24 protein-coding genes and 1 pseudogene are annotated in these 21,596 nt (G+C 55.1%); 14 read left to right on the forward strand and 11 right to left on the reverse strand.

Going from position 1 to position 21,596, the window contains the following annotated elements; translation table 11 throughout:
• Positions 1-11: 11 nt before the first annotated feature.
• On the reverse strand, positions 12-719 hold the full coding sequence (locus tag BDD14_RS00240; RefSeq protein ID WP_130417074.1) for a hydrolase: 708 nt from the start codon (positions 717-719) through the stop codon (positions 12-14).
• Positions 720-1,531: 812 nt separating this feature from the next.
• On the opposite strand from BDD14_RS00240, the gene BDD14_RS31490 reads away from it, so the two are divergent.
• From BDD14_RS31490 to BDD14_RS34100, 13 genes are all read left to right on the forward strand, one after another.
• Complete coding sequence (locus BDD14_RS31490) at positions 1,532-1,705, forward strand: hypothetical protein (RefSeq protein ID WP_165419829.1); 174 nt, start codon at positions 1,532-1,534, stop codon at positions 1,703-1,705.
• A 124-nt stretch (positions 1,706-1,829) separates the two neighbouring features.
• Positions 1,830-2,297: a hypothetical protein gene (locus tag BDD14_RS00245; RefSeq protein WP_130417075.1), complete on the forward strand. Its 468-nt coding sequence runs from the start codon at positions 1,830-1,832 to the stop codon at positions 2,295-2,297.
• A 454-nt stretch (positions 2,298-2,751) separates the two neighbouring features.
• Positions 2,752-3,690 carry a 3-hydroxyacyl-CoA dehydrogenase NAD-binding domain-containing protein gene (locus tag BDD14_RS00250; RefSeq protein ID WP_130417076.1) on the forward strand — a complete coding sequence of 313 codons (939 nt, stop codon included), beginning with the start codon at positions 2,752-2,754 and terminating at the stop codon, positions 3,688-3,690.
• A 63-nt stretch (positions 3,691-3,753) separates the two neighbouring features.
• The gene (locus BDD14_RS00255; protein WP_130417077.1) at positions 3,754-4,668 is read left to right on the forward strand and encodes an SMP-30/gluconolactonase/LRE family protein; all 915 of its coding nucleotides are present in this window, start codon (positions 3,754-3,756) and stop codon (positions 4,666-4,668) included.
• Between the two features lie 73 nt (positions 4,669-4,741).
• Positions 4,742-5,956: an acyl-CoA dehydrogenase family protein gene (locus tag BDD14_RS00260; RefSeq protein ID WP_130417078.1), complete on the forward strand. Its 1,215-nt coding sequence runs from the start codon at positions 4,742-4,744 to the stop codon at positions 5,954-5,956.
• Positions 5,957-5,993: 37 nt separating this feature from the next.
• On the forward strand, positions 5,994-7,517 hold the full coding sequence (locus BDD14_RS00265) for a class I adenylate-forming enzyme family protein (RefSeq protein WP_165419830.1): 1,524 nt from the start codon (positions 5,994-5,996) through the stop codon (positions 7,515-7,517).
• A 103-nt stretch (positions 7,518-7,620) separates the two neighbouring features.
• The gene (locus BDD14_RS00270) at positions 7,621-8,874 is read left to right on the forward strand and encodes a CaiB/BaiF CoA transferase family protein (protein ID WP_130417080.1); all 1,254 of its coding nucleotides are present in this window, start codon (positions 7,621-7,623) and stop codon (positions 8,872-8,874) included.
• Between the two features lie 16 nt (positions 8,875-8,890).
• Complete coding sequence (locus BDD14_RS00275; RefSeq protein WP_130417081.1) at positions 8,891-9,694, forward strand: enoyl-CoA hydratase-related protein; 804 nt, start codon at positions 8,891-8,893, stop codon at positions 9,692-9,694.
• 108 nt (positions 9,695-9,802) lie between these two features.
• On the forward strand, positions 9,803-9,994 hold the full coding sequence (locus BDD14_RS33595; RefSeq protein WP_207231640.1) for an enoyl-CoA hydratase/isomerase family protein: 192 nt from the start codon (positions 9,803-9,805) through the stop codon (positions 9,992-9,994).
• A gap of 55 nt (positions 9,995-10,049) precedes the next feature.
• Positions 10,050-10,577 (forward strand): enoyl-CoA hydratase-related protein, encoded by a 528-nt coding sequence (locus tag BDD14_RS00280; protein ID WP_207231641.1) that lies wholly within the window; start codon positions 10,050-10,052, stop codon positions 10,575-10,577.
• A 208-nt stretch (positions 10,578-10,785) separates the two neighbouring features.
• Positions 10,786-12,057 (forward strand): NAD(P)/FAD-dependent oxidoreductase, encoded by a 1,272-nt coding sequence (locus BDD14_RS00285; protein WP_130417082.1) that lies wholly within the window; start codon positions 10,786-10,788, stop codon positions 12,055-12,057.
• Between the two features lie 34 nt (positions 12,058-12,091).
• The gene (locus tag BDD14_RS00290) at positions 12,092-12,337 is read left to right on the forward strand and encodes an Ohr family peroxiredoxin (RefSeq protein WP_130417083.1); all 246 of its coding nucleotides are present in this window, start codon (positions 12,092-12,094) and stop codon (positions 12,335-12,337) included.
• A 62-nt stretch (positions 12,338-12,399) separates the two neighbouring features.
• Complete coding sequence (locus tag BDD14_RS34100) at positions 12,400-12,525, forward strand: OsmC family protein (RefSeq protein WP_130417084.1); 126 nt, start codon at positions 12,400-12,402, stop codon at positions 12,523-12,525.
• A 22-nt stretch (positions 12,526-12,547) separates the two neighbouring features.
• Here BDD14_RS34100 and BDD14_RS00300 read toward each other — a convergent pair whose 3' ends face one another.
• From BDD14_RS00300 to BDD14_RS33605, 10 genes and pseudogenes are all read right to left on the reverse strand, one after another.
• The gene (locus BDD14_RS00300) at positions 12,548-14,836 is read right to left on the reverse strand and encodes a PAS domain-containing protein (RefSeq protein WP_165419831.1); all 2,289 of its coding nucleotides are present in this window, start codon (positions 14,834-14,836) and stop codon (positions 12,548-12,550) included.
• Between the two features lie 257 nt (positions 14,837-15,093).
• Complete coding sequence (locus BDD14_RS32715; RefSeq protein WP_242617622.1) at positions 15,094-15,270, reverse strand: nuclear transport factor 2 family protein; 177 nt, start codon at positions 15,268-15,270, stop codon at positions 15,094-15,096.
• Positions 15,267-15,572, reverse strand: a complete 306-nt coding sequence (locus BDD14_RS32720; protein ID WP_242617623.1) for a nuclear transport factor 2 family protein — start codon at positions 15,570-15,572, stop codon at positions 15,267-15,269. Before BDD14_RS32720 ends, BDD14_RS32715 begins: the two co-directional genes overlap by 4 nt.
• Before the next feature lie 92 nt (positions 15,573-15,664).
• Positions 15,665-15,808, reverse strand: a complete 144-nt coding sequence (locus tag BDD14_RS00310; protein ID WP_130422531.1) for a sigma factor-like helix-turn-helix DNA-binding protein — start codon at positions 15,806-15,808, stop codon at positions 15,665-15,667.
• A 95-nt stretch (positions 15,809-15,903) separates the two neighbouring features.
• Positions 15,904-16,122: pseudogene (locus BDD14_RS34105) on the reverse strand (sigma factor); the annotation flags it as partial.
• 400 nt (positions 16,123-16,522) lie between these two features.
• Entirely contained in the window at positions 16,523-18,046 is a 1,524-nt protein-coding gene (gene alsS, locus BDD14_RS00320; RefSeq protein ID WP_242617625.1) for an acetolactate synthase AlsS, read from the reverse strand.
• Positions 18,047-18,069: 23 nt separating this feature from the next.
• Entirely contained in the window at positions 18,070-18,189 is a 120-nt protein-coding gene (locus tag BDD14_RS33955) for a thiamine pyrophosphate-binding protein (RefSeq protein WP_341273277.1), read from the reverse strand.
• 26 nt (positions 18,190-18,215) lie between these two features.
• Positions 18,216-19,052, reverse strand: a complete 837-nt coding sequence (budA, locus tag BDD14_RS00325) for an acetolactate decarboxylase (protein WP_130417087.1) — start codon at positions 19,050-19,052, stop codon at positions 18,216-18,218.
• Positions 19,053-19,162: 110 nt separating this feature from the next.
• The gene (locus BDD14_RS33600; RefSeq protein ID WP_207231838.1) at positions 19,163-19,591 is read right to left on the reverse strand and encodes an acetoacetate decarboxylase family protein; all 429 of its coding nucleotides are present in this window, start codon (positions 19,589-19,591) and stop codon (positions 19,163-19,165) included.
• The gene (locus tag BDD14_RS33605; protein WP_207231642.1) at positions 19,588-19,815 is read right to left on the reverse strand and encodes an acetoacetate decarboxylase family protein; all 228 of its coding nucleotides are present in this window, start codon (positions 19,813-19,815) and stop codon (positions 19,588-19,590) included. Before BDD14_RS33605 ends, BDD14_RS33600 begins: the two co-directional genes overlap by 4 nt.
• A gap of 458 nt (positions 19,816-20,273) precedes the next feature.
• Between BDD14_RS33605 and BDD14_RS00335 the strand changes: the two genes are divergently transcribed.
• A complete protein-coding gene (locus BDD14_RS00335) occupies positions 20,274-21,566 on the forward strand; it encodes an NTP/NDP exchange transporter (protein ID WP_165419832.1) in 1,293 nt (430 codons plus the stop codon).
• The last annotated feature ends 30 nt before the right edge of the window (positions 21,567-21,596 follow it).

A 21,596-nucleotide genomic window follows, 5' to 3' on the forward strand; every position in this document is an offset into this window, starting at 1 on the left:
CTCCACGAGCTCTATTTGTGTGCGAGTTCCGCGGTGGGGACCACGTACTCCGGCAACTTCGTAGCGGGAGCGCCATGAACCATCGTGTAGCAATATTCGACGCCGATGCCATAAGCGCCATAGTGCGTCTTCGCGAGGTCCATCACAGCGTCGTAGGTATCCCGGTTTGCCCAGTCGCGCTGCCATTCCAGGGTCACAGAGAGGGCCGTCACCGGTTTTGCTCCCGCCTGGACAACACGACGCATTGCATTGTCGTGTGCGAGTTGGCTAACGTCGCCGCAGCAATCTTCGACCACGTAAACCTCGTAGCCATCGTGGATCGCCTGCACTGTCGGAAGAGCCACACAGGTCTCCGTCCATAGCCCGGCCAGCACAATCTTCTTGCGACCTGTCTTCTCGATTGCCGCAACGAAGTTCTTGTCGTCCCAGGAATTCATGGACGAACGCTCGATCGGTTGCTGGCCCGGGAACACGGACCGGATCTGCGGCCACAGATTCCCGCTGAAGCTCTTTGTCTCGACCGTCGTCAGCACCACCGGCACGTCGAATACCCGCGCTGCTTTTCCTAACGCGACAGTACAGTTAATGATCGACTGGCGATCAAAGTTACTCGTTCCGAACAGCATTTGCGGTTGGTGATCGATCAGCGCCACGACGCAGTTGTCTGGTGTGAGAAGTCCTTTTTCGCTACGCTTCGATGTTCCGTTATTTTGACCCATATTAATTTCTCCGTTGGTTTGGTGTAGTTGCACTTTCAAAATCGCTCTTTGTAGTCGCTTGCAAAGTCCGTCTTCGCAACGATTGTGCCTCCGAGTAGAACTGCAGTGACCCGGCGATACTAGCAATGCTGGGGAGCGAGATAAATTACATGTTCCTGTAAGGCGTCCTGTCGATTTATCACCCGCAGACCCAGGTCCATTGCTGACAGCGCATTCGTGCAGGATGCAGTTCATAGTGCGCTGAACCACACCTGCAACTCTTCCATTTAGGTCGGAGTGTGACGTTCGGAACAGGTGTAGATCGATCTAAATGAAGTCGAATGCAACAGAAACCATCGTTAGCCCACGTGCGTTCAGCAAGCGACTACAAGGAAGATGTAATTGTTTGCCGCGGTAGTGATTGCTAGCATCGCGCCATTGGATGGCTAAATGGGCCGAGCACTCCGTCGAACTCGCAAATCGGCCTCGAGCGTAAACGATGAGGATTACCGAGGAGATCCGTGGCGACTGCGGCGAACGTGGAGAAGATATTGGGCAAAGGCGCGCCAATTTGTTGTGCGTGCGCCGGTGAGGTTTATACGTGACTCAGCCGGACATTGCTGTTGTTGGCGGGGCTTGCCTGGCTGGCTTCTGGCATGGCGACCAAGGCTGGGCTATGCGTCGCGCTATATGACGCGGTGGACCCTACCGGTGACGGTCCGCGGAGTGGGCGCCAGCTCGAAAGATTACTCCGACGGCGGTATTCCAAGGATGCCTAATGGCAGGCCGCCTTCATATATAGCTGCCAGAGCATGCACTAGGAGGACAAGCACATGACACGCGCTGACCTTGAAATCAATCAGCAAGACATGTGGAGAATATTGGTCTTCGAACAGCGAACCGCCCTCACACTCGCGGTTGAGATGCTGTTGCGTTGCCAATTATCTCCCGAACAGATCCTGACCAAGACGGCGATGGCACTGGAAGGTTCACACCACGATTCGTGAGGTTTGCCAGGGCAGACTACTAGAGCCCGTCGCACGACGAGAATCAAAAGAGGCCGGATGGCAACTGCTAACGTCGCGGGAGCAACATTGTAAGCAACCCTCTTCTAATGGAAAGGCATTCTTCATGATGACTACGGAACTTATCACAGAACAAGAAGAGATGTGGAGGACATTCTTCGACGAGAATCACGCAGATCTCGTTATCGTTGCTGAGATGCTTTTGTGTTGCCATCTATCCCCTGAAAGAATCCTCCGCAAGGCATTATCAGGCCTAGAGGGCTCACCATGCGAGGTGACCTTTGGACAGGCAATCCACGCCGTGATCGATACCGCCATTGAATACAATCGGGAGACTGCCAACTCACCGCTCCAAGCAAAGACACCTCCTCCCGTCAAATTGAGAGTCCCTGGGCTGTCGCAAATTGCTACGCTTCCGTGGCCTGAACGGGCAGTGTATTTTCTACGCGGAATTCTTCGTTATTCCTGCGAGGAGACCGGTCTTCTACTTAATCTGAGCGACGTCCAGATCGACCAGCTCTACAAGTTTGCAGCAAAGCGTATCGGCTACGAAAGCAAGACAACATGTCGCTGACGGACACCTCGAATGACTCGCGGAGGTTAGATCGACTAACCCGAGAGATACATTGATAACACCATCGTTTCCGCTAGATTGTGGCCATAAATCAAGCGTTTCAGCTTTTCAAGTTTTCATCCACGGCAGACGCTGGAATCGAAGATCCGGCGGCTTGGCATCGATATGCACCAGCCCGATTCCACGGTATGCGTTCTTTCATTACAGCTGTATTAGGTCGAAGCAATGCAGCTAATGGGAAGCGGATCCGCCCTACCGACTACTAGGAATATGCAATATCTTTCGCGCTTCAGCCTTGGATAGGATCACCTCGTGGCTTGGAAGATGGGTCGTCGGATTGTGACGAGTTTGTCGGTTCCCATCAGTCCCGGGCCTGCGACAGACTTTACAGTTCCGCGCGGAGCGTCTTTAGACGTCATCGCTGAGATTTGTTCTGAAAGAAGGAGAAACACCGATGTCTGCTGACAAACCCATCCGTCGTATCGCAATCGTTGGAACCGGAGTCATCGGTGCCAGCTGGGCCGCACTGTTCCTGGCACATGGTCTCGAAGTGATCGCCACAGACCCAGCTCCAAACGCCGAAGAGAACCTGCGCGAGTATATCGATAATGCCTGGCCTGCCCTTGAGCAGTTGGGGCTGTCTTCCGGCGCCTCAAAGGAGCGCCTCTCGTTCACGACCAAGATGAGCGACGCGCTTGAGGGTGTCGATCTGGTCCAAGAGAACGGGCCGGAGAGACCTGACTTCAAGATCAAGTTGTTCGCCGACATGGACGCACTCACTCCGGAGACGACGATCCTCGCTTCGAGCTCGTCGGGCATCCCCATCGGCATCAGCCAATCCTCCTGCAAACATCCTGAGCGCTGTGTGATCGGCCACCCCTTCAATCCGCCTCATTTGATTCCTCTGGTCGAGGTGGTCGGTAGTGAAAGGACATCGTCTGCCACGATCGAGCGCGCTATCGCGTTCTACGCTTCAATCGGTAAGCGACCCATTCACGTTCGAAAAGAGGTGGTCGGCCATGTCGCGAACCGTCTTCAAGCCGCTCTCTATCGCGAGGTTGTCTACCTGATCGAGCAAGACGTGCTCAGCGTTTCGGACGCTGATGCCGCAGTGAGCTGGGGACCGGGACTGCGTTGGGGTGTTATGGGACCAAACTTGCTCTTCCATCTTGCCGGCGGTCAAGGCGGCATCCATCACTTCATGGAGCACCTTGCGGGTCCGATGACCACATGGTGGAAAGATCTCGGCAATCCCGAGTTCGCACCCGACCTGAAAGAGAAGATCGTCCAAGGAGTTCTGGCGGAGGCTGGCAATCAATCGATCGATGAACTTGCCGGGGAGCGCGACAGGCTGCTGCTCGGACTGCTCGGCTTGAGAGGCACAGCGAAGTAGCGATCTTCGAACATGCTGGAGTCAGGCTGCACATCTTATGTACGCAAACGGAGAAGAATACTTATGTTGTTGAAACCAAAACATACTAAGGCGCATGGCAATAAGAGTGGCCGCGTGTACTTCATCGATGCGAGTGGCGGCCGCCTGCTCTCCGTCAATCCCGATGGAAGCGATCTCAAAGTACTTGCCACCGACCGTCATCGCATCCCCGACGGAATCGTTGTTGATGTAGAGAACGGGCAAATCTACTGGACGGAGATGGGCATCCCGAACAAGGAAGATGGCTCGATCGAACGCGCCAACATCGACGGCAGCAATCACGTCACCATCGTGCCGAACGGAAAGACCTTCACCCCAAAACAGTTGCAGCTCGATAAACGCAACGGCAGGCTCTACTGGTGCGATCGCGAGGGAATGCGTGTGATGCGCTCGAACCTCGACGGCTCCAATCTTGAGACCCTGATTCAAACCGGCAAGGGTGAAGCAGACAGAGCAGACCTCACTCGCTGGTGCGTTGGAATTGCCATCGATGTGGAAGGCGGCAAGCTCTACTGGACACAGAAAGGCCTCGACAACGCAGGTGTCGGAAGGATCTTCCGCGCCGGGCTCGATATTCCCAAGGGAGAAAGTTGCACTTCACGCAGCGATATCGAACTGTTGTTCGATCAGTTGCCGGAGCCAATCGATCTCGATCTGGATCTCGAGCATCGCTTCCTTTATTGGACCGACCGCGGCGATGCCCCACGGGGCAATACCGTCAGTCGTGCTCCGATGGACGCTGCTCCTCGTTCGGTTGAGCCCGAGATCGTGTTCACCCATTTGATGGAAGGAATTGGGCTCGCGCTCGATATCCCCGGTGATCGGATGTTCATGACCGATCTGGGAGGCTCGCTGTACACCGCGAGTCTGGACGGCGCGACGCACAAGACCCTACTCGCTGTTCAGGGGAACCTGACCGGCGTGGCGTACACGGGCTGAACCCACTGCGGTCACCACGTCGCTTGACCGTTGTGGTGGACACAAGCAAGAGAGAAAGGCACTGGAGGATCCGATGTCAGACACACACGCTCAGGAAGCAACGAAGCCTAAGGTACTGCCGAAGCCGAACAGCGATTTCTACCAGACCTTTCAGATGCTGTCTGAAGCTGAGCAAGAGAAGGTCAACAAGGTCCGTGAGTTCATGCAGAACTCCGTCTCGCCGATCATCAACGATTTCTGGGCGAAGGACGAGTTCCCGTTCGACCTCGTCCCAGGTTTCCGTGACCTTCAGATTGCAGGGCTTGGTTTTGAGGGCTATGAGTGCGCCGGCGGGAGCAACCTGCTGGGCTGCTACGTTGCGATGGAGATCGCGAAGGTCGACTGCTCCTTCGCCACGTTCTACGGCGTCCACAGTGGTCTCGCGATGGGATCCATCTACCTGTGCGGGTCGGAAGAGCAGAAGAAAAAGTGGCTGCCGCCGATGGCGCGCCTCGAAAAGATCGGATCCTTCGGTCTGACGGAACCTCTGATCGGCTCTGGCGCCTCCGGTGGTCTCTTGACGAGCGCACGCCGGGAGGGTGACACATGGATCCTGAACGGTCAGAAGAAGTGGATCGGTAACTCTACGTTTGGAGACCTCACCATCATTTGGGCAAGGGATGTGGCCGATGGCCAGGTGAAGGGCTTCATCGTAGAGAACAACACCCCCGGCTTCAAGGTTGAGAAGATCCAGCACAAGATGGCGCTGCGGGTTGTGCAGAACGGACTGATCACCCTCGAAGACTGCAAGGTGTCCGAAGAGAACCGCCTGCAGAACGACACCTCCTTTCGCGATACTGCCCGCGTACTTCGCATGACCCGCGGCTTCGTTGCATGGGAAGCTGTCGGATGCCAGATGGGCGCCTACGAAAATGCATTGCTGTACGCACAGCAGCGCGAACAGTTCGGCAAGCCGATCGCTTCGTTCCAACTCGTTCAGGACCTGCTCGTAAAGATGGTCGGCAACATCACCGCCTGCCAGTGCATGGTCATGCGGCTTTCCCAGTTGCAGGACCAGGGCAAGCTGGCGGACGAACATGCTTCCCTCGCCAAGGCGTTCTGCACAGTCAAGATGCGCGAAACAGTCGGGTATGCAAGAGAGCTTCTTGGAGCCAATGGAATCCTTCTTGACTACAACGTTGGCCGTTTCTTTGCCGATGCCGAGGCGATCTACTCCTACGAGGGAACGCGGGAGATGAACACCCTCATCGTCGGCCGCGCCGTCTCGGGCTTCAGCGCATTCATTTAGTCAGATGGCGTCTGACGTTACCGAGCGAGAGGCTTCGATGATTTACACCCATTCCGTTGGTCGCGCCCTGCAGTACTTCCCACAACACACAGCTCTGCTGCGGGATGACCGGGCCGTACCCTTTCTGGAACTGGATATCCGAGTTAGAAGGATCGCCGCGGCGCTTCGGCGTCGCGGCTTCCTGAGTGGAGATCGACTGGCTTTCATGATGCCGAATGGGCCGGACTACATCGAACTGGTGTATGCCTGCAGCCTGCTGGGAGTCATCGCAGTTCCGATCAACACGCGTTATGCAAGTGCCGAGATTGATCGGCTCCTCGAGGATGCACGACCGCGTGGCCTGATCCGGCATTCGAAGTTTCCCGTCCCTGCCGTGCGGGTGGAGTGGGAACACTTGATCGACGTTGCTCGTCTTGATGAGGCAGCAGAAGAGCTGTACGCCGGAGAGTTCTACGATCCTGACGCGATCCTCGTGCTCCTTTACACGAGCGGAACCACCGGAGATCCCAAAGGGGCTGCACTTACACACGCGAACGTCTTCTCCAACATTCATGACCTCAATTACTGGCTGGCGTACCGAGAGAAGGCGGTCTTTCTTCATGCGTCGCCGATGTTCCATATCGCCGATTTTCCGGCGATGTTCGCGGCCCCGGTCTTCGGCGCAGCACAGATGACACTGGAGCGCTTTGACGCGCTATCGTTCTGTGCCTCCGTTCAGGCAAACAAGGTGACACACACGGTGTTGGTTCCGTCGATGATCAACACCCTCTGTCAGTTCCAGGAGCTTGCTGCATTCAATCTGGACTCTCTGGATGTGCTGGCGTACGGAGGCTCGCCAATCGCTCCCGCGCTTGTACAGGAAGTACGCAGAGCTTTGCGGAAAGCGAAGTTGCTGCAGGTTTACGGTTTGAGCGAAGCCGGTTTCCTGACTGGTTTGACAGATGCCGAACACACCGACGACAGACTTCAGTCGTGTGGACGCCCATGCCCCGGTATTGATCTGCGAGTTCTCGATGCAGCCGGCAAACCCGTGGCTTCCGGCGAACTCGGAAACCTGGTAGCACGGGGGCCGGGTATCATGCGGGGCTACTGGCACGACATCGAAGAAGACCTGCCAGGGGATGAGTCCTCGGTGGACGAAACCGCAGAAGCATTGCGTGGTGGGTTCTTCCACACCGGAGATATTGGACGTCAGGACAAGGACGGCTACTTCTACATCGTCGATCGAGCAAAAGAGATGATCGTCAGCGGCGGGGAGAATGTCTACTCCGGTGAAGTCGAGGCCGCCATTTATGAGATCCCCGAAGTGAAAGAGGCCGCAGTATTCGGCATCCCGGATGAGAAATGGGGAGAGCTGGTGGCCGCAGCCGTTGTTCTACGACCGGGAACCAGCTTGTCTGCAGAAGAACTCAAGCAGTACTGCAAAACGCGGATTGCCTCATACAAGGTGCCCCGCCATATCGAGTTCATGACAGAGGAACTCCCCAAGTCCGGGTCGGGCAAGATTCTGAAACGAGTTTTACGGGAGAAATACTGGGCCGGGCAATCCAGGCGAGTGTGATGCGCTCGGGGCCTCAACACAATTCGAAAACCGAAGCAGATCCGGAACATTGTGACGAGCTTCGCTACACAGACAGACGAACAGATGGAGGATAAGAGATCTCATGAGCGCAGACGAAATTTTTTCAGGACTGAAGGTAGTAGACCTTGCGAGTTTTATCGCGGGTCCCGCAGCCGCGACAATACTGTCCGACTTCGGCGCGGATGTGATCAAGGTCGAGCCGCCCGAGGGAGAGCTGTGGAGAAATGGGCATAAGATCCCTCCGCAGCCGCATTCAGAAGAGCCTTATCCCTTTGAATTGGCTAATCGAAACAAACGTGGCGTTGCGCTCAATCTGAAAGCTGCGAGCGCGCAGCAGGTTCTCGAGCGGTTAGCCAAGTGGGCCGACGTGTTCATCGTCAACACGCCGCATGCCGCGCGCCAAAAACTGAAGCTCGAATATGACGATGTCGCGCAGTGGAATCCGCGTCTGATCTATGCGGATCTCACCGGCTTCGGGGAGAAAGGTCCGGACGCCGCTCTTCCGGGGTTCGATCTCACGGCCTTCTGGGCGCGAAGCGGTTTGTTATTTATGACGCGCGATGCTGGTGAGCCGCCGACATGGCCCGTGGCCGGTAGCGGCGATAATGCGACTGCGGTCGCCATGTATGGCGCAATCGTGACCGCTCTTTATCGTCGCGAACGCACCGGCAAAGGATCCTACGTCACGACTTCGCTCCTCGCGGCAGGTGTCTGGTCGGCCAGCGTATTTATCCAGGCCGCTCTATGCGGTGCGAGTTTCTATGGGCTGCACGATCGAGCACATCCCGCAAATGCAGGTTTGAACACGTATCGTTCTTCCGATGGCACCTGGTTCGTTTTGGTAGTTACTCCGGACAAGGTACCCGCGGTTCTAAAAGCACTGGGTCGTGAGGATATCCTGACGGATCCGCGATTCTCGGATCCCGCCAAGCTGGCGCAGAACCGGCCGCAACTGACGGCAATGCTCGATGAGATCTTTGGTTCGCAGCCAATGTCGCATTGGTATGAGGTCTTCAACGGCGTTCACGTCCCCTTCGGCGCCGTGCGTGAGCCGCAGGAAGTCGTTAATGATCCGCAACTGCGAGCGAATGACATCGTCGTTCCGTTCGAGGGAGCCGGCGAGAAGTTGACCTCGACCATCAGCAGTCCTATTCAAGTGCACGGTGTTACTAAGGTGCCTGCCAGGCGCGCGCCTGGAATCGGCGAGCATAACGATGAAGTGCTGAAGGAACTTGGATTCACAAGTGACGAGATCGCAGGCCTGCGTGCCAGCGGAGCAGCACCACAGGCGGCGCATGCTGAAGTACCAACGCACGCGCCAGGGAAACCCATTTAGTAGAGAGGAGAAGTTCATGAGTGCTACGGAAGTATCCACCAGCTTAGAAAACATCACGTATGAGGTCAAAGGATCGATCGCGTTCATCACCATGAATCGGCCAAAGGTGATGAACGCGCTCAACCGGAAGACCGTTGAAGAACTCAACGCTGCGTTTCATGCGGCGAAGGAGGATGTCACAGTCAAAGGCATCATTCTGACCGGAGCTGGAGAGAAGGCGTTCATTGCTGGCGCCGATATCGCTGAGCTCTCGACAATCGACGGAGAGAAGGCGGGTGAGTTCTCCGAGAAAGGCCAGGAGACGCTCTCGTTCATCGAGACACTCGGCAAGCCTGTGATTGCAGCAGTGAATGGCTTCGCCCTTGGAGGCGGTTGTGAAACGGCGATGGCGTGCACGATCCGTATCGCAGCGGAAAACGCAAAGTTCGGTCAACCTGAAGTCAAGCTGGGGATCATTCCCGGCTACGGCGGCACGCAGAGGCTACCGCGCCTCGTTGGCAAAGGCCGAGCCCTGCAACTAATCCTGACTGGCTATCTGATCGATGCTCAGGAGGCCCATCGCATCGGATTAGTGAATGAAGTCGTTCCCGCGACCGACCTGATATCGCGCTGTGAGACCATTCTCAAGCAGATCACCGCGAATGCACCGCTCGCCATACGCTACTCGATCGATGCGGTCAACGAGGGAGTTGATACAGACCTGAGTTCAGGGCTGAAGCTGGAGGCAAAGTACTTTGCGCTTGCTGCTGGAACCGAAGACAGGAAGGAAGGCACTTCTGCCTTTGTCCAAAAGCGTGCCCCGCAGTTCCAGGGTAAGTAATCGCGATCAAGGACACACTTCTTAACGAAGGAAGTCAATAACCAAAGCAACGCACTTCCAACCGCACTCTTGTACCGGACGTGCGTTGCGGAATTAGGACAAAGTGGTATGGAATACATTCTCAATAGTCTGGATGGGGGCATTCTCAAGATCGAGTTGAATCGCCCACAGAAGCGAAATGCCCTTACATTGGACATGTACACGCAGTTCGCTGACCTGTTGAACACGGCCCAGGCAAACCCCGAGATTCGGGTAGTGCTGGTGTCTGCAGCCGGGGACAACTACTCCGCGGGAAAATGATCTTCAGGATTTTCTGGACCATCCTCCCGGAAGCGGCGATAGCCCGCAGAAGCAAATGATCGATGCTCTCCGCGTGTTGGACAAGCCGCTCGTCGGCGCAGTTCGAGGTGCAGCGGTCGGCTCGGGAGCTACCATGCTCACCTACTTCGATTTCGTCTACGCCGGTCAAAATGCAAGGTTCCAGTATCCGTTCATTAATCTAGCTCTAGTGCCGGAGTTTGGAACCAGCTTCTCGTTGCCTGATCAGGTTGGCTATCTTCGCGCGGCTGAGATCGTCCTCCTCGGGCATCCCTTCGACGCATCCAGCGCCCTCAGCATGGGGCTGGTCACCAAGGTCCTCCCCGATGCCGAAGTCCTTGCCACGGCGGAAAAAATTGCACAGGAGTTATCACAGAAGCCACTAGCTGCACTCAAAGCTTCTAAACAACTTCTGCGCCGTCAAGTTCGACCCCATGTTGCACAGGCTACCCAGGATGAAATGACGGAGTTTAGCGAAAGAGTGCGCTCGGCGGACGCTCGTGAGGCGCTTACCGCTTTCTTCGAGAAGCGACCCCCTCGATTCAATTCGAGCGAAACCGCATAACTTCAGGGCAATCGCTCCCTTCCGTTCGGTCTATTACAGGAACATGTGATTGTTTCGGCACGATGTGATTGCTATTCTCTGGCTGGAAGATTCGTACTCCTGCCTTCATGAACTCGGGAGCGAACGAATGACAATTCAAGCGCGCATGGACTCTGTGCGTTCCAAAAGCGAAGCATTGTCTCAAAATTCAAGATCTGAGAGCAAAGAGATGACGGAGAAACCTCCTCTCGTGGTAATTGTTGGCGGTGGATTTGGCGGACTTGCTGCAGCTAAGGGATTAAAGCGCTCTCCGGTTGGTGTGCTGCTCATCGACCGCTCCAATCATCACGTCTTCCAGCCCCTTCTATATCAGGTGGCAACCTCAGTCTTGGCGCCCGGTCAGATTGCATCGCCCATCCGCAGCCTCCTGGCTAAGCAGGCAAACATATCGGTGATGCTGGGCAACGTGACCGGGGTCGATGCAGCTTCAAAACAGATTATTGTGGATGCCGACGACAAGATCGGAATCAGGATCAGCTATGACTATCTGATTCTTGCGACTGGGGCGACTCACAGCTACTTCGGCCATGACGAATTCGCCGCCTTCGCGCCGGGACTGAAGAACCTGTCGGATGCTGAATCTCTTCGGAACCATTTACTGGAAGTCTTTGAGAAAGCTGAGATCGAAGACGATCCAGATCGGCGCCAGGCTTTGCTGACCTTTGTGATGGTCGGCGCAGGACCGACCGGTGTCGAAATGGCGAGCGCAATTGCAGTCATGACCCAAACCACATTCCGAAAAGACTTCCGTCGAATCGATCCGGAGTCAGCCCACATCGTTCTTGCGGATATGGGGTCCCGCCCACTTGCCACCTTCTCGGAGAAGCTATCTGAAGCCGCGAAGCAGCGGTTAGTGTCGCTTGGAGTCGATGTCCGTCTTGGGAAGCCGGTTCAGGCAATTGACCGAGATGGCGTGGTGATCGGAGATGAGCGCATTCAAGCAAAGACGGTCGTATGGACGGCCGGCGTTGCTCCTTCGCCGGCGGGAAAATGGCTCGGATGTGGAGTGGACCGTGCGGGCCGCGTTCGAATTCAGCCCGACCTTACCGTTCCCGATCATCCGGACGTCTTTGTTGTTGGAGATACGGCATCGCTCGATCAGGACGGACGGCCACTCCCCGGGGTCGCGCAAGTTGCGATGCAGCAAGGCAAGTATGCAGCCTTGTGCATCTTCCGCAAGGTGATTGGCCATCCTCCCTCGCCCCCATTTCGCTATTTCGACAAGGGCAATCTTGCCGTTGTTGGCAAGAATTTCGCAGTACTGCAGAGCGCCGGAGTTCAGCTCAGCGGCTTTATGGCCTGGCTCGTGTGGGCTCTCATCCACATACAATTCCTGGCCGAGACCAGCTTGAGGTTCAGCGTCTTTCTGCAATGGGCGTGGACCTATCTGAGCGGCAAGCGCGGTGACCGGCTGATCATTCGCCAGCGGTCGGGCAGTTGAGTCAAGTTGTGCTGCCAATCAAAAGGGGATTCCCATGTCAATCGAGAAGGTAATTTACACGGCTAGGGCAAAGGCGATGGGCGGACGAGTTGGGACTGCGAAATCAGATGACGGGCAAATTGATCTGAAACTTGATCGTCCCGTTGAAATGGGCGGTAAAGGGAATGGGACCAACCCGGAACAACTGTTCGCAACCGGCTATGCAGCTTGTTTCATCGGAGCTTTGAGAGTTGTTTGCGGGAAAGCGCCACATCCGGATACAGGAGGATGTAGCAATTGACTCGGCTGTTTCCTTTGGCCCTTTGAAGGGAGAAGCTGAAGGATTCGGAAATCGACGTGGCTATGACGATCCATCTACCCGGCATCGAAAGAGCCACTGCAGAGGAACTGGTGCATCGCGCCCATCAAGTATGCCCGTATTCCAATACAACCCAGGGCAATATCGACGTACTACTGACTGTTGCCTAGGAGTAGTGGCGCCACCATGAATCTACCCCTGGCTGGCGCCTGACCCTTTGAGCAGCAGACTGAAAGTAGCTCCGTCCCCCGGATTATCTGCAGCCCAGAGCTCTCCGTCGTGGGCTTCGACGATGGAACGTGAGATGGCGAGTCCAATGCCCATCCCATTCTCTTTGGTCGATACGAATGCGTCGAATATCCTGTCAGCTCGATCATCCGGTAGCCCATGGCCGTTGTCGATAAACTCTGTCAGTACTCGGCCGCCTTCGGCGTTTCGAATTCGAATACGCAGGAGCGGCTGTCGGTCGATGTCCTGCATTGCGTCGATTGCGTTGGTGACCAGATTGATAATGATTTGCTGAATCTGATATCGATCCACGAGAACCTCAAGGGCCGGGTCTTCGAATTCGTACTCGATCGGCGTAGACCTCCGGCTGGCATCCTCCTTCAAGAGCCCAATTACCTCCCCAAGAAGCTCTACCATATTGAATGAAGCTTTAGCGGTGGGCTGTTGCTTGTATAGAGAGCGGATGTTGCGTATCGCTGCATCTGCTGCGCGGCCATCCCGGACGACACGCTCGATCGAGGTGATGGCATTCTCAATGTTCGGTGTTGCCGCCTTCAGCCATCGGAAGCATGCTTGTGCGTTCGAGAGCAATGAAGACAATGGCTGGTTCAGTTCATGTGCGATCGATGCGGATATCTCAGACACAAGCGACGCTCGCGAAGTCTGAGAGAGATTCGCACGCAGTTCACGAAGCTTACCCTCCGCAACTTTACCGTCGTGGATGTCGAGCATGACGCCAAACCACCGGACTATGTTTCCATGGTTGTCGCGTGATGGTTCTGCGCGACTAAGGAACCAGCGCCAGGTGCCATCCCGTTTCCGAAGTCGATGCGCAGCGCCGAAAGAGTTTCCAGTCGCCAGCGCCCTGGATAATTCCCGCGATACTAACTCGCGATCCTCGGGGTGCGTGTACTCTATCCACTTTCCGTTTTGTATTTCCTCGAGCGATGCTCCAGTAAGCTCGCGTGCAACCTTGTTCGTGAAAGCAGCATTGCCGTCGGGAGACATTGACCAAATAATTGTGGGTACAGTGTCCATGAGCCTCTGCATCTCCTGCTCTGACTGCTGTAGCGCCGTCTCCGCCGCTTTTAGGGGCGTTGTGTCCAGCATGACGCCATGAAACGCGATCCTGTTACCAGCTTCGTCCCGGATTACGCTTGCGGAAGTGTGGAACCAGTAGTACAGGCCATCGGCACACTTGAAGCGGTTAACGTTGTCGTAGCCCTCGCCCCCGGCAAGTAGCTCATTCCACACCGTCACTATTTCTGCTACATCATCGGGGTGAACGAGATCTATCCAGCCCTTTTCCTGTAACACCTCAAGAGTCCGGCCGCTGTATTCGACTGCCTTCTTATTGATATACGTGATTTGCCCATTCAGATCGGCTTTCCACAGAATCGCTGGCAGGGTCTCGGTGAGGAGATTCAATTGGAGTTCCCGTTCCCTGAGCAACTCTCTTGAGCGACAGAGATCATCGATGTCGCTGTTCAAGGCGTACCAGCGATATATGCTGCCATCCTCGTTGAAGTATGGTTCCGCGCGGGTATGGAACCAGCGATAGATTCCGTCCGTCCCGAGAAGGCGGTAAATAATGTCATTTGGTACCTTATTTGGCGACTCGATGTGCTCTGCGACCACCGCATCGCGGTCATACGGATGAAGGTAATCCAGATAGGACCCGTCCCGCAGATCTGTTATGACGGTACCGACGTAATCGGACAGACGTTTGTTCGTGTACGCAACGCCTTCCTCCGTCCAAGTAGAAATCATGGCCGGCACACGGTCCAGAATCTCCCGGGCCTCACGCTCGCTCGCTTGAAGGGCCTCCTGAGCTCTGAATTGCTCGTCAACGTCCACCCCGAGCAGGTACCAGCTGGCGTCGCCGCTTTCCTCATGGGACGAAGGTTCGGCTCTGAGATGCTGCCATCTGGACGTGCCATCGTGGACGCGAAATCGCCACGTCACATCCAAACGCACTCGCGTTCGAATGCAGTCGTACCACTTAGCCCTCGCTTCCTTGAGGAATGCGGTCTCCACGCTCTCAAGCCACCCCTCTCCAAGAAGCTCCTCCAGAGGACGGCCAAGCGCAGCAACGAACCTTTTGTTGGCGTATAAGACTTTGCCATCAGCATCCGCAACCAAGATGCAACCAGGGACAGTATCCGCGACCCGGCGGAAGTCCAAACCCTGCCTGTCAGCATGAGATCGCGAACCATTCGAAACGTGGCCGAATGTCTTTGTCTTACCTTCCACGGTGTTCTCCGAGCGCTTAGGGACGCAGTGTAACCCCAACTCATGGGTCTTCAACTGGATGAGCATCCGACCCCTGCGATATCTGCCCGTGAGCATATGACGGTGCTGATAGAAGCCTAATAAGCGACAACGTGGTCGCAAGGAGCGCATGGGATGACTATTCTACGAAACGTGACTGCCTCCTGATTTCCGAGATAACAGCAGCTTGATTCAGCAGACGCCATATGAGACCCACAGAGTGGTATTACATGTTTATGTTAGACCTTCGGTGCGACGATCTCGCTCTTCTCTATCCAGTCCACGAGAAGTCTTCTTTGTGCGAAATACCAGACACCATCGATCTTCGTGAATCTGTCAAGATAGCGGATGGAAGCGATCATGAGACTACCCTCATTTTCATGCACTAATACATGGTGAGCCAGGCAATAGCTCACGCCGGTTGCTTTATTGCCATCCAATCCAATACGACCGTGCTTTGGCCGTTGAAGTGAGTTGTGACTTCGTATTGGTTGAGGTTATCGAAGAGGGGTACGAGTGCATCGCGACCATGCAGTTCCTGAGATGGGATATCGTTCTTGGCGTCCGTGTACTCAACGAAGTGCGTGCCTTCAGTGAACAGAGCCATTTGGCTCTTTGCGTCGCTTCGGTCGGCGCAATGGACATATGCGTCTATTAACTCTCGGATCGCCAGGCGATCTACGGCTTCTTCAGTAGAAATGCTTATATGGATTGCCATTCAATGAGGATAAAGAAGGCGAGACTGGAATGAGAGCGTTCCCTCTATACATATTCATGTAGTTGACTTCGACTTGGCCTCATTGCACCTCATTAGACGTGTGAGTCTAGAAGGCCCTTTCGTTCAAGCGACGACCTCAGGCTGCGGCGTCCACGTAAGAGGCGAGACTTAGCTGCTGCGACCGAAATTCCTAACGCGTCAGCAGCTTCCTGCAAGGAATGATCGTGGCCATAAATAGCTGGTTGCTACTTCCTGCATTTTCGGTGGGAGCCCATGAAATTCCTTCCGAAGGAGGAGAATAATCTGTGCCTTGGCTACGCGGCGCTCAGGATCAGGCGCCTGATCGGCGATGTCCCAGGCTGGGTTCGTCAGGACTATACGGTTCGATATCTGATTCTCGCCGAGACTTTCTCTTTCGAATCACGGTCAGCGCGGCATTGACACCAATAGCGATGATCCACGTTGAGAACTTGCAGGCCTGACGAAATCTTCCCAGGTTCGCGTAGGCGCGGAATAAGGTCTCCTGCATTGCATCATCGGCATCTTCCTGGTGACGACAATACTAAGAATCCTTTGTCTGGCAGCCTGAACGTGCCGCCGGCAGAGCTCAGTAAAAGCTTCATGGTCACCCAACTGAGCCGCCTGGACAAGATCATCATCCGTACGCTGGGCAAAGATCGACGGTTCCTTATGACTGCAGTGGGTCGGCCCGCCGCGAGTGTCCCGGTTTTTAATCCCCGGGATTCGTTTCGAGTGCGCATCAGGGTTCTCTTTAACTCCATCTCAGCCCCAGACAGAAAGCGGAATAGTATCCTCTTCGCGATAACCAACAATATCGTCGCTGCAATTCATCCGGGTGACGCAAGCTGTATTGTTGACCCTTGCACTGCCGCTGACGTGGAAGTGAGACGACGCCTCAACGCTCAGGACCGAGGCATGCTGAAATCCGTTTAGTTCAGAAGGTGCCCATGCACCTTCTCGAACAGCTTATGATTGTCGCGATAATCTACTCGAATCCCAATCAGAACCGGGCCAGGAATTTCAAATGCTTTTTTGAGCGTTGAGCCGATTTGATCGGGTGCGTCGACCATGAACCCGACTGCTCCAAAAGCTTCGGCATACTTCACAACATCGACGGGCCCAAAATCCACTCCTGACCTACTTTTGTATTTCGGCTGCTCTTGGACGGCCACCATGTCGTAGGTGCCGTCGATCCAAACCATATGAACGAGATTCAGCTTCAACCTCACTGCCGTCTCTAGTTCCATCGCGGAAAAGAGAAATCCGCCGTCGCCCGAGATGGACAGCGTTTTTTCGTTTGGGCTTACCAGGCACGATGCGATGCCCCACGGAAGTGCGACACCAAGCGTCTGTTGACCATTACTGATCAGGATTTGCCGCGCTCGAAAGCTGAAGAGAAAATGCGCGATCCATAGATGAAACGATCCCATATCTAGGCATAGGGTCACGTCATCCGCAAGCCACTTCTGGAGTTCTGCGACGATCCTCAGGGGATGGATGGGATTCTCGGTATATCGATCTGCATCTTCGATCCTCAGAGCTCTCTTCGAGGCAAGAGTCGAGAGGAAGCGTTCGACGTCGGGCGCGAGCACGAGAATACTCAAGAGGTCGGCGAGACCGGTCAAGCTGGTGGCGATATCTCCGAGAACCTCGACAGCAGGGGAGTAGAAGTTGTCGACATCCGCTCGCGTGGAATCCACGTGGATGATCCGCGCGGATCGAGGATGATTCCAGATAGAGGGGTCATACTCAACGGGATCGTAGCCCACTGTGATGATGACATCGGCCGTAGCCAGAAGTTCGTCTCCCGGCGTATTGTCCAGCTGTCCGATACGTCCGGCAAAGCTCTTGAAAAGATCGGCGGAGACAGTTCCTACGGCCTGGAAGGTGCCGACGACGGGCAATCCGGTCTTACGAAGAAACGCCCGGACGGCATCGGCATTTTCCGGTCTGCTCGCCAACAGGCCCAACAAGAGCACGGGCCGTTGCGCACCATTGATGAGCTTTGCGGCATCTACCAGTGATTCACGACTGGCGGGCCCGAATCTGGGCCTCGCAGGAACATCGAGGGCCTCGCATTTTGCTTCTCCCTCCATGATGTCCTTCGGTAAGTTCACGTACGCCGCGCCTGGACGGTCGGACTCTGCCGCACGGAAAGCATTTGCCATGACCTCGCCAATGGATTCTGAGGAAGCAACCTCAGCGCAGTACTTTGTTACAGGCTTCAGCATCCAAACCGCCTGCAGAGTCTGATGGATCTGTTTGAGGCTTTGGGAGGTCGCCACGGACCCACCGAGCGCAACCATCGGATCACCCTCGCTGTTTGCGGTTGCAAGCCCCGTCGTGAGATTGCTGACCCCAGGTCCTGACGTGGCGATTACCACTCCAGCTCGGCCTGTCAGTCGTCCGATTCCTCCGGCGATGAACGCCGCATCTTGCTCATGCCGGCACACTACCGTTTCGATCGAAGAGGACTTTAAGTATCGAAGACCTTGTCGATCTTTGCGCCAGGAATGCCAAACACATGTGTCACCCTGTGCCGCTCCAGCGATTCCACGACGATTTGTGCACCCGTTTTAGAAGCGTTTGAACTCATGATGTCCTCTCTGTGTTCAATGGGGTTTATGACTCGTGATTCCGTTCCGCACTTATCAGGTCATCACTGGGATCGTGGCTGAGGTTGGCTTTCAGAAATTCCGCGGTCTCAGGCAGAGAGACATGCATCTCGTGCATTGCACATCCACCGATCGTCACGTCAACAGCCCTGCACTCCAATACATGGCCACCTCTCTTTCGATCCGCGGACAAGAAGTGGAAATGGTATCCGGGGACACTGAACGATCCGGCAAATCCTGGCGACCAAAGACCAATGAGCGTGCCTTCTTGATCTTCGAAAGTGAATTCTTTCTGGCCCGACGAAGCGGACTTAAGACCAGTCCCCTGCGGGACAGCTTTCATGACTCGCGTCTTCACGAAGGAGAATGTGCCCTCGACACGAAAGGCGTAGAAGACGTTCTCGGACGAGTGGAGTGCATCGCATACGGCGATGAGCTCGGAGAAGCTATTCAATTGCTGGGATCGCTTGCCGAACTCGGCGCTGAAGCAAGTCACGACCGCATAAGGAATAAGGCGGTCTCCCTCCACCGTCGTAACCACGCTATTGGACGCCACGCGGTAACAAACTCCTTCCAGCACGACCATTTCTCCGTCAAGGTCGATAAATGTGCCGAGGCCAAAGTTACCATGACACAGCACCCGAGAGACCCGAACTGCTCCCTGGTAAAGTCCTTCAACGAGTGCCGCCGATGTCGAAACCTGGAACAGGGTATGAATGGGGTGACCCAGGCACTGGGAGAGTGCCATGGATACCACATGGTCGCAGCTGGCCTTGTCAGTTTCCATTCGCTCCAAAAGAGCGTTGTAGAGTGAGTCCGGGACATTGCAGGTAATGATCTTCACGCTTGACTCCAGAAAGGTGATAGGTGCTTTCGCCTGTAATTAGGGAGAGGCATTCGCACCTTCCACGCCGATGAGAAATGAGAGCAGCACAATTGCCCTGCCCTCAGGGGTTACTTAGTGAGATCCTTCAGGGTTTTGAGGTCATCTACGATGTAGGCCATTGAGGCACGGATGCCCTTGCCGCAACGAATCGGGGCAAGATCCGAAATCTCTTCTCCGTCCGCAACGGGCAAGGTGACGAGGCCCTCGCTGACCCAGGCTTGTTCGACCTTGACGTCATGCGGTATGTTTTCGACAAGTTCGTGGACAGCGGGCTTGTCTTGTTTGTCAGCAGCGAGTCGCGGCGTATGCAACAGGTTGACAATCGGCCGTTGCTTCAGAACTGAGGGGTCGGTCACCGGCTCCTTCAGCGTAACCATACCTTGAGCCAGACGGCGGCCACTCGCGGTCAGCGAGCCTGCGAATTTCGATCCGGGCGCCAGGGCTGGGCCCGCCTTGCCGGTCGCAGCATAGTAGCGGGTCTGAAAGACCTGTTCTATAAAGAGGGCGTCAACAAGAAGAAAAACTCACGATACTGGTATCGCGCCGGATCTAGGCCTGTGAACTGCCAGTCATAGAAGAGAGCATTGCCGTGCCCTTCAGACGCCGGATCAGGATCAAGTCCAGGAGGGAGTACAGCAGCTACAGCGGCCGGATCGGACCAGAATTCAATGTTGAGGAAGTCGGCTGAATAGTACCAGGGCTGCGGCGGGTTGAGTGTCACTTTCCTTTCGGCGTATGCGGATAGTTGAAGCCTTTGAGCATCGATATTCTCCTTGCGCCGGGATTCATTTCAGGGTTTTGTCACGATCGCTACGAGACTCAGTGAGATACCCGCAGGAATGACCACCGAAAGATACTGCCCGACCTAACACCTAGCACAACGCAAATACTATCGCCGCATGTTTATTGCGAAAATTACATGTTCCTAGTACGCATCACGCTGTCGTTGTGTCGACGCTCTTCCATAGGGAAACATGTAGAACTCGGCGGATTACTAGGAAGATGTAATGGGAATCATGCCATGAACCTCGTTACGATGCATTGATACGTGAGGTCACGATTCTGCGGCGAGGGTTAATGGGAGCGTTCGATACAAAGCCTGACAGAGTAGCATACGCCACGTCGTCGGTAACGAATGCGGCATCCATTGGCGCTGATTTGCAACCTGGGAAGAACCTTTTGGAGAGGTTCCTTTCGGTCGTATGTGATGTTCGCCCGGGAGAAGGTCCGGGCGCGTTGATCCTTACGATCAATCTCTTCACGTTGCTCGGGGCGTATTACCTTCTGAAGATTGTCAGAGAGTCGCTCATACTCGCCGAAGGTGGAGCAGAGGTTAAAGCGTACTCGTCTGCTGCGCAGGCGATCATTTTGCTCGGAGTCGTGCCTCTGTATGGCTGGATCGGAACTCAGCTAAACCGGAATCGGCTTTTGCGTTGGTCAACACTGTTCTTTGCATCAAACCTGCTCATCTTCTATTTCGCTGGCCAGGCCGGTGCTCGAATCGGTGTCGTGTACTACATCTGGGTCGGGATCTTCAATGTCTTCACCGTGGCTCAACTTTGGGCTTTTGCGACAGACCTCTTTTCTCTGGAGCAAGGCAAAAGACTTTTCCCGCTACTCGGCTCTGGAGCGTCGGCTGGAGCGGTCGCAGGGGCTTGGATTGCAGGACGACTGATCAAACCACTTGGCCCTTACAAGATCATGCTCATCGCGGTCGCTGCATTGTGTATTTGCGCTGCTCTGACGCGGCTGGCGGGCTACATCATCACGAAGCGTGGCGGAGAGCTCGAGAAGAAGAAAGACCAGGCGACCCTCAGCAGTGAAGGCGGTTTTGAGCTTCTGATGCGCGATCGCTACCTGATGCTGATCGCGATTCTCACAGTTCTGCTCAATATCGTGAGCCTTTCCGGTGACTTCATCTTCGGCAAACTGCTCGTGGATCAGACGAACCACGTGGTCGGCACCGGGGCCTCACTCATGAAGGCACGCAAGGCTTACATCGGGTTTTACTATGCCTCCTACTACGAGTGGACGAACGCTGTCAGCCTAATTATCCAGACATTCCTTGTTTCCCGCATCTACAAGAGGTTTGGCGTGCGTGGATCCCTGTTCGTCCTTCCGGTAATTTCACTTGCTACCTTCGTAACGATTCTCGCAAACCCGATTCTGCAGGTCGTGCGCGTCCTGAAGATCGCTGAAAACTCCACGAACTACTCGCTTCAGAACACTGTTAGGGCGGCCCTGTTGCTCCCTACATCAAGAGAAGCCAAATACAAAGCAAAAGCGGCGATTGAGACTTTCTGTGTCCGTCTAGGTGATGTCTTGCAGGCTGGGGTCATCTTTATCGGCACGTCACTCCATTTCGGAGTGCAGGCATTTGCGGGAATGACATTGGCGATCACACTGCTGTGGCTCTTCGTGGCATTCAAGCTTTATCAGGAACACAAGCAAAAGGTACCGGAATTCCACTAGTTCACCGTCGTGGCTTATACATGATCAAGA

This window comes from Edaphobacter modestus (assembly GCF_004217555.1).
Lineage (GTDB): Bacteria > Acidobacteriota > Terriglobia > Terriglobales > Acidobacteriaceae > Edaphobacter > Edaphobacter modestus.